Source organism: Tsuneonella sediminis (assembly GCF_051912845.1).
GTDB lineage: Bacteria > Pseudomonadota > Alphaproteobacteria > Sphingomonadales > Sphingomonadaceae > Tsuneonella > Tsuneonella sediminis.
The window spans coordinates 689,955-703,756 of sequence record NZ_JBNCBU010000001.1 but is presented as its reverse complement, the minus strand read 5'-3'; the positions used below and the strand labels follow the sequence as shown (position 1 = coordinate 703,756).

The 13,802-nt window shown below is 60.4% G+C and carries 8 protein-coding genes; 7 read left to right on the top strand and 1 reads right to left on the bottom strand.

What is annotated here, in order from left to right:
• Positions 1 to 8: 8 nt before the first annotated feature.
• The 7 genes from ACPV3N_RS03530 to ACPV3N_RS03500 all read left to right on the top strand — a co-directional run bounded on the left by ACPV3N_RS03530 (position 9) and on the right by ACPV3N_RS03500 (position 13,136).
• Positions 9 to 1,385, top strand: a complete 1,377-nt coding sequence (locus tag ACPV3N_RS03530; protein WP_440114732.1) for a site-specific DNA-methyltransferase — start codon at positions 9 to 11, stop codon at positions 1,383 to 1,385.
• The gene (locus ACPV3N_RS03525; protein WP_440114729.1) at positions 1,385 to 1,942 is read left to right on the top strand and encodes a DUF5681 domain-containing protein; all 558 of its coding nucleotides are present in this window, start codon (positions 1,385 to 1,387) and stop codon (positions 1,940 to 1,942) included. The genes ACPV3N_RS03530 and ACPV3N_RS03525 overlap by 1 nt, the downstream gene beginning before the upstream one ends.
• 397 nt (positions 1,943 to 2,339) lie before the next feature.
• Positions 2,340 to 4,862 (top strand): DISARM anti-phage system protein DrmE domain-containing protein, encoded by a 2,523-nt coding sequence (locus tag ACPV3N_RS03520; protein ID WP_440114726.1) that lies wholly within the window; start codon positions 2,340 to 2,342, stop codon positions 4,860 to 4,862.
• On the top strand, positions 4,863 to 6,593 hold the full coding sequence (locus ACPV3N_RS03515) for a nuclease-related domain-containing DEAD/DEAH box helicase (protein WP_440114724.1): 1,731 nt from the start codon (positions 4,863 to 4,865) through the stop codon (positions 6,591 to 6,593).
• Complete coding sequence (locus ACPV3N_RS03510; RefSeq protein ID WP_440114721.1) at positions 6,590 to 10,042, top strand: helicase-related protein; 3,453 nt, start codon at positions 6,590 to 6,592, stop codon at positions 10,040 to 10,042. Before ACPV3N_RS03515 ends, ACPV3N_RS03510 begins: the two co-directional genes overlap by 4 nt.
• Before the next feature lie 38 nt (positions 10,043 to 10,080).
• Positions 10,081 to 11,895 (top strand): DrmB family protein, encoded by a 1,815-nt coding sequence (drmB, locus tag ACPV3N_RS03505; RefSeq protein ID WP_440114718.1) that lies wholly within the window; start codon positions 10,081 to 10,083, stop codon positions 11,893 to 11,895.
• Between the two features lie 218 nt (positions 11,896 to 12,113).
• Positions 12,114 to 13,136 carry a hypothetical protein gene (locus ACPV3N_RS03500; protein WP_440114715.1) on the top strand — a complete coding sequence of 341 codons (1,023 nt, stop codon included), beginning with the start codon at positions 12,114 to 12,116 and terminating at the stop codon, positions 13,134 to 13,136.
• 122 nt (positions 13,137 to 13,258) lie between these two features.
• Here the strand turns inward: ACPV3N_RS03500 and ACPV3N_RS03495 are convergent, their stop codons facing one another.
• Entirely contained in the window at positions 13,259 to 13,801 is a 543-nt protein-coding gene (locus tag ACPV3N_RS03495) for a hypothetical protein (protein ID WP_440114712.1), read from the bottom strand.
• Position 13,802: the final 1 nt, after the last annotated feature.

Here is a 13,802-nt window from a genome sequence, read left to right as displayed (position 1 = left end):
AGAATGAGATGACTGACAGGTTTCCAGGTGATGGCAAAGGCCGCCACCCGAAGGTGGAGCTGTGGCCGCTGACGGCGCTCAAACCGGCACGGCGAAACGCGAGGACCCACTCGGACCGGCAGATCGCACAGATCAAGGGGTCGTTCGAGCAGTTCGGGGTCACCCATCCGATCCTAATCAATGACGAGGGGGAGATCGTCGCAGGCCACGGCCGGGTCGAGGCAGCGCGGCAGCTCGGGATGACCGAACTGCCGGTGATCCGCCTCTCCCATCTCGGCCCCGAGGAGCTGCGCGCCTACGCGCTCGCCGACAACAAAATCGCGGCGAACGCCGGGTGGGACCCCGAGATCCTGCAGATCGAGCTTGCCGAACTGTCGGCGCTCGACCTCGACTTCGATCTCGAGATCACCGGGTTCTCGACCACCGAGATCGATCTCGCAATCGGCGACGGCGAAGACGAGCCAGCCGACGACGAGAACCTCGACGAGCTTCTGCCGGCAGGGCAGTGCTGGATCCGTCCGGGCGACCTGTGGCTCCTGGGCGAGCACCGCCTGCTGTGCGGTGATGCGCGGGCGGCGGCGAGCTATCGCGCGCTGATGCCGGGCGAGCTCGCCAGGATGGTGTTCTCCGATCCGCCCTACAACGTGAGGATCGACGGACACGTTGACGGCCTCGGCGGGACGAAGCACGACGAGTTCGCGATGGCCTCGGGCGAGATGTCCCCGCGCGAGTTCGCCGGCTTCCTCGAGGAAGTATTCGTCAACGAGGCGCAAGTCAGCATCAACGGCGCAATCCACTTCCAGTGCATGGACTGGCGCCATATGGGTGAGATGCTCGAGGCCGGCGAGGCAGTCTACTCAGGGCTGCAGAACCTGTGCGTGTGGGCCAAGGACAGCGCCGGCATGGGATCGTTCTACCGCTCCCAGCACGAACTCGTATTCGTATGGAAGGTCGGAACCAAGCCGCACCTCAACACGGTCGAGCTGGGGAAGAACGGCCGCTACCGTACCAACGTGTGGAACTATCGCGGCGCGAGCAAGACCGGCGCGAACTCGGAGCTTGCGATGCACCCGACGGTCAAGCCGGTTCCGATGATCATGGATGCGATCAAGGACGCGTCGCGCCGCGGCGAGATCGTGCTCGATGCATTCGGTGGGTCGGGCTCGACGCTGATTGCAGCGGAGAAAACCGGCCGGCGCGCCCGGGTGATCGAGCTGGAGCCGAAGTACTGCGAGGTGACCATCCGGCGCTGGGAGAAGCTCACCGGCAGCGAGGCGGTGCTGGAATCCACCGGCGCCACCTTTGCCGCGACCTGCGCCAGCCGCGAGGCGAGCCGCGCTTTCGACCTCGAGCTGGACGGCGCAACCAGTGAGGAGAATGCGTGATGTCCGACAACCATGAGGAACAGGATCGCCCGGACGCGCAGCTGGAGGAGGCGGCGCCGCGAAAGCCCCGCACCCTCCGCGAGTCTGCCGAGACCGAGGCAAGGTTCAAGCGGAACCTCGACAGCTACATCGTGCGGGACGAGAGGGGGCGGTTCAGGCCCGGCACCCCCTCACCCAATCCTTACGGCGCGCGCCCGAAGGAGCGCCGCATGTACGGGATGACCCAGACCACGAAGGATGTGCTCGAACTGCTCGAGCAGCCGGTCATGATGACGAAGGGCAAGGGGAAGAAGAAGCAGGTACCCGCCATAGTGGCGATCTATGACAAGATGATTCACAAGGCGATCGCCGGCGACTGGCAAGCGATGAAGAAGTGCATCGAGCTGCGCGAGCGCTACTCCGATTTTCGCGAGGAAACGCTGAAGGGACTGCTTCGGGAGGCAGGCAACCTGCGGCTCTCATTCGCGCAGGCCGGACAGAAGATGCCCGAGGAGGTGGAGCGGTTGCTCGAGTTCATCGAGCTTACTGTGGCGCACGGACAGTTTCGGCCGGCCTAGGCCGCCTGGGACGGGCGTCGACTTGTGGCGCATCTCCCGAGATCCGACGATTCAGCGTTCGAACAAAAATCCCGGGAGCTTGAAGGAAGAACTCCACTGCAGGGTCCGTAAGCAGCAAAGATCTCCGCAGGAAAAGGGGTCGGCAGTCGGCCGAATTAATTGAGCGGGCCGGCGCTGACTCCTCGAGATCTTTTTCGAGCAGTTGGTGATTTCTCAAGGAGGGCCTGCCAGCGAACCGATTGCATCCTTGACTGGACTTGGTCCCGGTTTCATGTGGTGCTTGAGGGGGTTAGATATGGCTACCGCTGCTCAACTACCGGGGCCCGGCGGAGTGCGGGCTGTCCCCGAAATTGCTCTTCCCGGATGCGGAGAGGGCCCTGTTGAGCTACCCCGTATCATGCATCTTATTACTCACGCCGCACTTGCAGAAACCACCGGCGGGGTCTGCCTCGTAATACCGCATCCTGCGGGAATCGATCAGCTCACGGCGATCTTCTGTGCATTGGCTTACCTGCCAGATGACAGTCGAGACCTTGCCGACGCTCAAATCCGGAAAACCTTCAAACCCGGACAGAAGGTGAGGGTTCTGCCAGATGGATTCGTATACAGGGTGGCGGGTGATCTCGAGATCCATGGCAAGAAGGGGTATTTTCTTCAGTATCTCGATGCGAAAAAGGGCAGCGGCAACGGGCGGTTCGGAATCTGGGGCGGTGATCTCAAACGACTTGAACCCACCGAGCGTTCACGACCACTTGGTCCCGATCGCAGCGAGTGGTCGCCGGCTGCCCCAACTCTCATCGATTCCATTTGCGGCACCGAAACTCTCGGCAATCACGCACTCCTGAAGAACAGGGTGATACTGCTTGGAGCGAGATCAGAACTCGAATCCTTTCTCGACGACCTCGTCATTCTTCCCGCCGGCGCGCGAGCGGACGAGTCCGTTGGCCCAATCGGCTGTGAATTTCCCTGGGGCAGCATCAGCGAAGCCGGAGAAGTTTACATCGAGCACCCTCGCTCAACCCCGGGTGAGCCGCTTCTCGCGGCCACTCGCAACTTCGTTGCTGCGCGGGCTGCAAGTGATGGCGCTGAGGAGGGGACGAGGATCTTTGTCAGCCGGTGGCTGGAAGGCTGCATTCAGAACTTTCAGAACCTTTCTCGGATCGTCGATCGGCAGAGGGTGATATTGCTCGTCGAGGCCAGCGAGCGGGATCGACTGGATCTGTTCAGACGGGATGGCTGGGTTATTTGGGAGCCGACCGCGTCGGAACTGCTTGGAACCGACCCCGTCCAAGAAACCGGGGTGCGGTGTGTCGACCGGAATATGCAGTCCGCAAGAAACGACAGCCAATGTCGTGTTACATTCAGGACGGCTGTCCACGAGCGGCTATCCACCTGCTACCAGGGCTTGCGCTCGGTCGGCGAGCTCGTCCGCGAAATTGAGTCCGATGAAGATGGAGAGCTACTCGACGAACGTGTTGAGGAGCAGTGTTCGATCTTGTGGAGCCTGTTCCTCCAGGCCAGCAGCTGGATAAGTGCGCCGGACGAGGAGCAAAGATCGGAGTTTCTTGCCGGAATAGGCGAGGCGCGCCTGAATCTCGCCATGCTGTTGTCAGGAGTGCCTCGTGAGCTGCTGGACGCAATGAGGCGGGCGCTCGACGCCTTGAGGGCGTTTGCTGAAGAGCAAGGTTCCAGGCGCACGACTCCCAAAGGAGAGGCTTTGCTTGAGGCGCTGGACAGCGAAGAGACTCCGGTGCTGGCCCTTGGAGGAGCACACGAGAAAGAACACGCCCGTTTGCATCTGGAGGGTTTGTTTCCGTGCGACCGGATCGTCTCGGTCGCCGAGTTGCGGGAGCAGGGGACTACGGAGCACCTCGTTGGCTGTTCTGTGATGTCCAGGAAAGCCTTCGCGAGGCTGATGGACCCCTGCCCGTCCTCAAGTATCGAACTCGTCGGCTACGATTTTGAACAGGAGATCTATCATGGCCGCCTTGCCTGGCGGGCGAAAGCAAGGGCGCGGCTGGCGCCTGACCCGGAAACGAGGGAAAGGCTGAGCGGCTTTCCAGCCGTTGGCCTGGAGCCGGTTGCACCACGGGGACCTGACCCGCGGCCGGAGCCACGGGAGAACCCTGTCGAGGCCCTTGCGCGGGCGTCCCGGAGGCCGCGGCTCGATCTTCCCAAAGGGGAACAGAAGGAAACTGACGAGACACGTGAGGCGCGTCTCTGTCGTTTCACTGGCTGCTCCTGGGCGATTTTCACACCCGGCCATTCCATCTCAGTGATCGGGCTGGATGGCAGCGGGCTTCGCAGGAAGAACGTGGACGATCTTGTTACGGGTGAGCACGTGCTATTGCGCGAATCAGGCGACAAGGACGTCATCAGGCTCATCGCTGAGGATATCGCGGGGCCAGCTGAGTACGCGCTACTTTGCGAACAGGCGCAGCGCTGGCGCGACGCGCTCCGGGCAATATCGTCTTCACCACTGGATCTCTGGAGCAAGCTGCGCAGACTCGGGCTGCATCGTGATCCTGTCACGATCCGCTATTGGCTCCTCGACGACGGGGTGATCGGGCCTCGATCTCAAGATGACCTTTCCATCATCGTCGAAGGTGCCGGGGGTCAGCCCGACGACAGAATATGGTCGGAGTGCTGGGACGCCATTTGCCGATTGCGCAGCTTGCACATGCGGGCCGGGATGAAACTGACCGACATCCTCGAGGCAGAGTGCCGCGACCTGGATTGCCAAGATTTCGAGCACGAGCAGGCTCTGGATCTTTCGCTTGGTCTGCTCTGGCTTGTCCGGGTTGCTGAGGTTCGGCCGTCTGAGCACTGGCCAGCTGGCGAAGTTAATCAGCTTGTGTGGGGCAGCGATGACTGGAGAGAACAGCGGATGCGAAGCCTGCTGGCAGGAGAACGCACCTGAATGGCCCAGATGATTCCTCACGTGCCGTCCCAGGGCACACCACAATCCGAGCTTAGGGTCTTCAGGAAACTGGCAAGCGAGCTGGAAACATCCGGCTGGATCGTCTTTCACTCACTTGGTCTGTCGAGCAGCTACACAGGTCATTACGGCGAGATTGATTTTGTCGTTCTCATCCCCGGACGCGGAATCGTCTGCGTGGAGGTGAAGGGCGGCGGCGTGACTCAACACGGCGGCGTCTGGTCTTCCCGGGATGAAAAGGGCGTAACACACCAGCTCAAGCGTTCTCCCTTCTCTCAGGTCCAGAGCGCTATGTTCAAGCTACGTCGCGCCATTGAGAGCCGCTTCGGCAAGCACTCGATGGAGGCACAGGTCCCCACCGGCTACGTGGTGATCTTTCCCGGCGTCGATTGTCCACCGCCAAGCCCGGAATACACGCGTCGTGATGTTATCGATCGTCAGGACCTTGACCGCCCGATCGCCCAGCTTTTGAGTGAGTGCCCCACTCTTGAAGTCTCCTCCGCCAAGGCTGGCGCCGCCTTCAGCGGTGGTGCCTTTCAGAACCTGCGCAAGTTTTTCCGGCCCGACTTTGAGCGTGTTCTGACGGCAGGAGCGAGCCTGCGGCCGGTAGAGGAAAGTCTTCGGGCACTCACCGAAGAGCAGTACGCGTTCCTGGATGCCGCCGATCTCAATTCGCGGTGCATTCTTGTAGGACCCGCAGGCAGCGGGAAGACTACCCTGGCCGTGGAGTACGCCCGGCGCCTTTCGGCCGAAGGACAGAGCGTACTCCTTGTCTGCTTCAACCGCGGACTGGGTCGCTGGCTTGCGGAAAGGGCGACAGATCTCGGGCCCGGAAGGGTTGTGGCGGGGTCAATGCACAAGCTGCTCGACGAGCGGATCGGCAAGACTTCATTCGCAGCGGAGTTCCGGAAGAACCGGCAGCACCCTGAACTTTTCAGTGAACTGTACCCTCTATACGGCGCCCTCGCTATCGAGGAGCTGGGCGAGCGATTTGATGCAGTCCTGATAGACGAGGCGCAGGACTTTCGCTCAACAACGCTGGTCGCTCTTGCCGAAGCCTGGACGCGAGATTCTGAAAATCCGCGCATCGTCTTCTTTGGAGACTACGTTCAGCAGGCGATCTACGACACGCCGGGCGAGAACCTGCAGGTAGCGAGAGAGGCACTTACTGGCGCTTTTGCCCTGCCCCTTCGAAAGAATTGCCGCAACACGCGCCGGATCGCCGTGCAGACCTCGAGCCTTTCCGGATTCCGCGATCTCAAGCTCAACCACGGCCAGCCCGAGGGGGAGGCGGTCGAGACCACCTTCTACCGCGACAGAACTGATCAGACGGAACGGCTGGCAAAGGTATTTGCCAAACTTAGGGACGAAGGGATCAGCTCCGACGATGTCGTGGTGCTGGGAAAGTACCGTCTGGAGAACTCCGGCGTGGCTACTCTATCTCAGGAAAGCTGTTGGAGACTGGTTGATGATCCCAATGGACAGCGGAAGAGCACAGTCGTCTATTCTACAATTTATGCCTTCAAAGGTCTGGAATCGGCGGTGGTAATCCTCGTCGACGTAAATTGTCTGGACGAGGGGGAGGGCGAGGCACTGCTGTATGTCGGCATGTCTCGAGCAAAGGCCCGGCTTTACATGTTGATAGACGAACGGTGTCGACCCGCCTTCGACCGCAAGGTTCTTACAGGGCTCACTGGACTTGTCGGATCATGAACACCAATCCATTTGGCCTGCCTGAACAGATCTCCGACTCTCGCGATGTAAGATCCTTTGTTGTGGACTGGCTTCGCCGCGAACTCGTGGGGCCATCGCCGGGGCATCCGATGCTGCAATGGAGCGCTCAACATCCCGAGCTGAACGGCGAGGAGATCCTGAGACCCCAGGACCCTCCACGATACCGCTACGGGGCAGGCATTCTGTTCCCGAGAGGTGTTACCTATTCAGGGAGTCTGGATCCTGGCGACAGCCTTTCGGACCTTGACGCCAGTGCTGCAGAGGAACCTGACGCTGCAAGTCTGGATGAAGTCGGCGGCGAGCACACCACCCAGCCGAACGAGGATGCGAGCGAACTGGACGAGGAAGTCGAGGTATCAACCTCGTTCCTGCCCAGCACGATGGGGATCAGCTTCCTCCTCGAGGCAGCTGATGATCTTGAGGTGGAACTGGAATGGGCCACCTACGACCCTCGGAAGTTACGGGGCTATGGCTTGCCCGGCAGACCACGCGATGAGGAACAGACACTCTGGTTCCGTCGCCCGCAGCGTCAAATCGTTCCGCTCAAAGCTGAGCAACTTATCGAAACCGCCCAACAGCGCCTGACGCTCGTCGACACTCCCGGTCAGGGTCAGCTGGTTCTCCATGTACTGAGCCGGCCCTGGTCCGGCGCCCCCGCGCGGCGCCTCGTCACTCTCACGCTTATGAACACCAGTGACGCCGAGCCAAGGAACGAAGCCTGTTTCTTCCAGTGCGGCTTCACAGCACGCGCAGTCGGTGATGCTCGCATACTGCCATATAGCGAACGGCCTGAAGAGCAATCCGACGACGAGGAATTGTCCCTGCGGTTGCTCTATCGCCATCGACCCGTCTTTGCCGTGGGGCACGGTTGTGCCGCCGACTGGGATGCAGATCCCTCTGCACACTTTGCTCACTCCGTGAGAACCGAGACCCTGCCCATGTACGAGCAGGCGCCTATCGCTCCCCGGGACTACATCGAAGGCGTCGATCTTTCGATGCGTCGGCTGGGAGAGGCTGAAAAGGCGGATGTTCTTCGCTCCTGCCGGAGTCTTGCCCAGTCGTACGGGGCGTGGATTGCCAAGCGTCGTGAAGAGCTGGCCGCCGATGCAACGATTTCGGCAGCGCTTAAAAAAACAGGCGAGCGACATCTTGCCGCTTGTGATCAATGCCATGAGCGAATGCTCGGTGGCATCGAGCTTCTGGAGCGAGATGCCGACGCCCTCGAGGCATTCCAGCTGATGAACCGGGCGATGGTGGAGCAAAGGGCTCACTACGCTCTCTCGTCCGAAGCCCAGCTGAGGCGCCAGTGGACCGAGGTTCGTGGTGGCAACGTTCCGGAGCGGCCGTACTCACAGCCCGATTATCCCTACAGCACGGCATGGCGACCCTTCCAGCTCGCCTTTGTGCTGATGAACCTGCTGCCGTTCCTTGAGCCGGAGAGCAGTGAGCGCAGCATCGTCGACGTCATATGGTTTCCGACGGGTGGCGGGAAGACCGAGGCCTATCTCGGTCTGGCAGCATTCTGCATCCTCCACCGCCGTCTTGCTGACCCGGCCAATACCGGAACGACAGTGCTGATGCGCTACACGCTACGCCTGCTGACGACACAGCAGTTCCAGCGTGCTGCTTCCCTGATCTGTGCTCTTGAGTTGATGCGCCGGGGTTCCCCTCAGACTTTTGGCGAGACGCCAATTACAATCGGCCTATGGCTCGGCTCGGGCGTCACGCCGAACCGCAACAAGGAAGCGGTGGCCGATCTCGCAAAGCTTGCGCAAGGTCAGGGCGACAACAGGTTCATCGTACTTTCCTGTCCGTGGTGCGGCGTCGACATGGGGCCTCAGCCTCTCGGACGGAAGACGCGCGTATTCGGATATGAGCAAACGGGCAGTCCTGCTCACGTCAGATTCCGGTGTGAGGATCACGACTGCCCCTTCAGTTCGGAGATTGGACTGCCGCTCGAGGTCGTTGACGAGAGGATCTATTCCTCTCCTCCAACAATGCTCATCGGCACCGTCGACAAGTTCGCAATGATGCCTTGGCAGCCCCAGGCAAGGCACCTTTTCGGCATCCACTCGGAAACCGCTGTCTCCCCTCCCGATCTGGTGATTCAAGATGAGCTCCACCTCATCGCCGGTCCATTGGGGTCGATGGTCGGCCACTATGAAACTGTCATCGACGAGCTTTGCGCCCGCTCGGCACAGGGGCGCAGGATCGGCCCTAAAATCGTCGCTTCCACTGCGACCATTGCAAGGGCAACCGAGCAGGTCAAAGCCCTCTACGATCGAGAGGCGCTGCTCTTTCCGCCCCAGGGGCTTCGAGCAGGCGAGTCGTATTTCGCGGTAGAGCGCACTGATGTGCCGGGACGCCTGTATGTAGGTGTGCTCGCGGGGGCGCTGTCTTCACACGTGGTAGCCCAGATCAGAACGGTCGCAGCGCTTCTGCAGGCGCCCGCCCTCCTTCAAGAGCCAATCTGTCCTTCCGTTCCAGACAATCTGCGTGACCCGTACTGGACCCTCATGTGCTACTTTAATTCGCTTCGGGAACTGGGTCGGGCCGCTACTCTGATACAGGCCGACATTCGCGAGTATCTCAATGCGGTCTGGGACAGGATCGGCCTCAGAGCTGACTTGCTCGGAGCCGAGGGCAAGAGCCTGCGCAGGTTCATCAACCGGGACGAAGAGCTGACGAGCCGTCTCCGAAGTGCGGAGATTCCGGGGACACTTCAAAAGCTGTTCACAGGGCTGCCTTCACCCGAGACTGTCGACATTTGTCTTGCGACCAACATGATCCAGGTGGGCCTAGACGTGCCGCGCCTCAGCCTGATGACAATCGTGGGACAGCCCAAGACGGCTTCCGAATACATTCAGGCTTCGAGCCGCGTTGGTCGCGATCGGGACAAGCCAGGCCTTGTCGTGACCAACTATAATCCATTCAAACCGCGGGACCGATCGCACTTCGAGAGCTTTCGCTCCTATCACGAGAACGTCTACCGCCACGTCGAGCCGACGAGCGTCACTCCATTTGCAGTTCCGGTTTCAGAAAGAGCCATTCACGCCATCGCGGTTACTCTGGCACGCTTCAAAGTGCCGGAACTTCTGGACTCGCCGGCGGCCGGCATTTCCACGAGCACGCGTAAAATGATCACGGACGTTATCAGGAAACGCGTCCGTTCCATTTCAGAGGGTGACGAGGACATCGCGCTGGAGAAGCTCGAAGATTTCCTCGATCTCTGGGATCGTTGGCGTCCTGAAAACTACGGCGATTTTATCGGCTCAAGCGAAAGCGAACCGCTCCTTTGGCCGGCAGGGAAAGCTCCGGCTGATGAAGACTGGCTGTCGACCAGCCCGACAATGGCCTCGATGCGGAGCGTTGACGCAGAAAGCGAGGCAATGCTCATTCGGCAGTACGTGACGGGAAGCGACCGATGAGGCGCCCCCACAGCCGTACCGGAGGGCAGAACCGGGCAGTGCTGGTTCGCAAGCGCCCGGTTCGTCGCGGCCAACTCATCTCCCCGTTTGGCGTCGGTGCAATCACGGATTTTCGCAATGACGAAGCCCTCATGTGCGCCGGTATTGATGCCTGGTTTCAGGAGGATCCGCCAGGCGACCTGCGGGTTAACGAGGAACGCCTGCAGGCGCGACTGGGGTGCGACTACTTCGTTCTTCCGCCTGACTTCAGCGAGAACCGTGGTGGCCCCAAGATCCGCATCCCCTATGTTCGCTTCCCCCGTTGGCACTATTGCCCGAGGTGCTTTCGGATGCGGGAGGCACAGCTCTTCGGCGATCAACCGACCTGCTCGGCCTGTTCCGGCGAGGGGCGATGGAAGCGCAGGATGATCCCCATCCGCATTGTCGCGGCATGCGAGCATGGACACATTCAGGACTTTCCCTTCCAGGAGTGGATAGGTTGCTCATGTGACGAGAGCGCCGAACTCTATTTTAAGTCCGGCAGGAGCGCAGCGAGCATACAGGGGACCAAGATCGAGTGCCGCAAATGTGGGAAGGTGCAGTCACTCGCGGGTGCTTTTCAGCCGGCCGCACTTGCAGCTCGCGGCGCCCACTGCTCGGGTGCCCGCCCCTGGCTTGGCATCACTGAGGGCACCGGCGAATGCGTGCAGCCTCTGCGCACGCTGCAGCGAGGTGCCTCCAACCTGTATTTTCCAGTGGTCCGCAGCTCTATCTACGTTCCAGCCGAACTCTCCGCCGTAGATCCGAAAATCCGGAAGATGCTCGAAGACCCGGCAAAGTGGGCGGCGCTGACATCGGCGACGGTCGACGGCAAGCCGAATGAGACCGCCATCCGAATGCTGGCACAGATGAACTCGATTGATCCCGACGCATTGCTTGAGTCCGTTTCAGCCAAGATGGCTACGGGAGAGCAACAGAAGAAAACAGCGCAGGCGACCGAGGAGGAGTTCAGGCGTCAGGAGTTCGACGTACTCCGGGCCGGGAGTAGCGATCACAGATCAGATCTGCTTTGTGAGGTACTGCCCGGCACACGGTACGGCTTGCTAGCTGACTTCGTCAGATCTGTCGGTCTGGTGCGAAAGCTGCGCGAAACGCGGGTCCTCACCGGCTTTGCAAGGGTCAACCCGCCCGGCGGTAGTTCCGACGTCGAGCAGGCACTTTCACGCGCACCTCACCCGCGCTGGTTGCCTGCGACTGTTGTTCGTGGAGAAGGCATCTTCATCGAATTCGATGATTCAGTCATTTCAGAATGGGCAGCACAGGCGGAAGTCAGATCCCGCACGAAAATGCTTATCTCCGGCTATGACGCGCAGAGAGCTGCCAGAAACCTGCTCCCTCGAGGCATCGATAGTCGATTTCTGCTCGTCCACACCCTGGCGCATGCGCTGATCCGCGAACTCACCTTTCTTTGCGGCTATGGTTCCTCTGCGCTCCGTGAAAGGATCTATTGCAGCCTCGACGATCCGGGGCGCCCCATGCTCGGTCTGCTCATCTACACTGCATCCGGGGACTCGGAAGGTACCCTCGGCGGACTCGTAAGTCAGGCAGAAGAAGGCAAGCTTGAGGCCCTCTTCTCCGCGATGTTTCGCCGTTCCATGTGGTGTTCCAACGACCCAGTCTGCATCGAGAGCCAGCCAAGGGGAGCTGGGCAGATGAACCTGGCCGCGTGCCATGGGTGTACGCTGCTGCCCGAAACAAGCTGCGAAGAGGGTAATCGGCTGCTCGACAGGGCGCTTCTTGTGGGTACACCAGAAAACGGCAAACTCGGTTTTTTCAGCAAAATCTGGTCCCCGGCTACCTCCTCACCCGCTTGAGGACACCGCGCCGACGGTAGCAGCTCGCGCCACCCTGGCCGGTTTCCTCCAGAACTCCGTAGGCGCACGAGCGATCATCCCCGATCTGTGAGATCTGCAGTGAATTGGCCGACGCCCACAAGTCCAGAACTATCAGTTTTGCCGCCGGCAGACCGCATGGGTGCGCACAAGCTGCATGCAGCTGTTTTCTTTAAGAGGCTTCGCGCTATGCCCCACATATGAGCGGCGCATTATACAACGGCTACAGCTGGAAACAGCGGGACCTCATCCTCAAGGCTTATCGTCGCGGCGAAGCGGGGCCTGACTTCGTTCTGGAAGGGAAGCCCTGCGGCCTTTGCGGCAACCCGGATCGACCTGCTGGCGAATGGCATTCGGAAGATTACTCTCAACCCTTCACCTTCGAGCCGCCCCAGACCTATCCCCTTTGTAAGCCCTGCCACTTGCGCCTGCACAAAAGGTTCAACCAACCTGCCGAGGAATGGGAACTGTTCTGCCGCCACGTCGAGGCTGGTGGATACGGATCAGAGTTCGTTTCTTCTTATCCGCTGGGGAAGCGCAGAGACCTGTGCGCGAAGATCAGAGTAGGCGAACCGTTTGGGGTCGCTCCGATCCGAAGGCGAACAGTTTCGAGCCCGTGGTGGCGAGAACTCACACTCGATCCAGAGTCTCTCGACGCTGCATGGGCGCGGCCCAGACCCTTGAGAGAGCGCCCGGACGAGCAAAGCTATCGCTCTGCTCTCGAAGCTGCCTCGCCTTCTGAGCAGGAGTGGGCGATCCTGCGTTATCACGCCAATGCACATCGCAGAACGGTGACCATGCGCGAGATCGCGCGGGAAGTTCTGGGCTCGGATCAACCACAAGCTGCAAATCTCGCATATGGGAAGCTGGCGAAACGAATCGGAAAAGCCTTGAATTGGCAGCCCGACCTTGGCCCGAATGGAACTCCTTTCTGGATGAGCGTCATCGCCGAGGGGTGGCGACCACCGAGCCGCAATGGACAACGACGGGACTATGAGTTGACGATGGTGCCGGTGCTCAAGGGGATGGTGTCCCCTGAAGCGCCGGATCGTCGACGCAGAGGCGCTGCTGATCATCTTGATCGCTGCAAACTAACGGTCGGCCATGGCCCGCACGCGGTCACCGCTGCGAGGCGCGAGCGGCGGCGAGAAGTTGTGGGTTGTGACGCCGCGCCAACGGCGCGGGGGATCTGCCGTTCCGACGGGGACTCGAACCCCCTTTAACATAAGACCGATTGGCGGCCCGCGCCCAAGGCGACAAGTCAGATTGCGTGATTGGCGGTGCGCTACGAAGCAGTCAGTGCACCATGAAGGTAACTCGACGACAGGTTCGTATGGCAGCGCGATCACAGTTTCAACAGACGGAGCGTTCCCCAGTTCACAGTCGCTCTGACAACCAAGCTTGAATCTGTCACCGAGCGCACGAGCGATCTCCGTCCATCCTGCTTCAGGCCGAAATCGTTCTTTACCGAGGAAAGCAGTGGCACATTCCCGTGGAGTTCTAGGGACGCCTGGCCGATCAGGGAGGCTGGCAGCCTGATAATGAGGTCACCCTTAGACGAATGTGTCAATTCGAATCGGCCCTTCTTTGTGTCTCCATCGACCTTCACAGAAAGCCGCCCGACGCTATCAAATGAGATATCCGCAGCTGGCGCATTCATCAACTCCGCGCTAACATCGGCATTCGCAGACTTGTGAGACTTTTTATCGACGGTGATCGTCACCCACGAACCGGCCTCACTTGAACTCAACGACACCAATCCTGCAGGAGAGGAGTCGACGAGTTCGATGGATCCAGCGCCGTGACCTCCAGAACACAACACAGTCAACGAACCGGGGACCTGCTGTTCTATCCGCACCATCCTACCGTTCGGAATGTTGTTCTTCACG

What these genes read in the sequence shown, in the direction of transcription:
- ACPV3N_RS03530 (WP_440114732.1), top strand. Translation starts at nt 9, where the DNA reads ATGACTGACAGGTTTCCAGGTGATGGCAAAGGCCGCCACCCGAAGGTG.
- ACPV3N_RS03515 (WP_440114724.1), top strand. Translation starts at nt 4,863, where the DNA reads ATGGCCCAGATGATTCCTCACGTGCCGTCCCAGGGCACACCACAATCC.
- ACPV3N_RS03500 (WP_440114715.1), top strand. Translation starts at nt 12,114, where the DNA reads ATGAGCGGCGCATTATACAACGGCTACAGCTGGAAACAGCGGGACCTC.
- ACPV3N_RS03525 (WP_440114729.1), top strand. Translation starts at nt 1,385, where the DNA reads ATGTCCGACAACCATGAGGAACAGGATCGCCCGGACGCGCAGCTGGAG.
- ACPV3N_RS03510 (WP_440114721.1), top strand. Translation starts at nt 6,590, where the DNA reads ATGAACACCAATCCATTTGGCCTGCCTGAACAGATCTCCGACTCTCGC.
- ACPV3N_RS03520 (WP_440114726.1), top strand. Translation starts at nt 2,340, where the DNA reads ATGCATCTTATTACTCACGCCGCACTTGCAGAAACCACCGGCGGGGTC.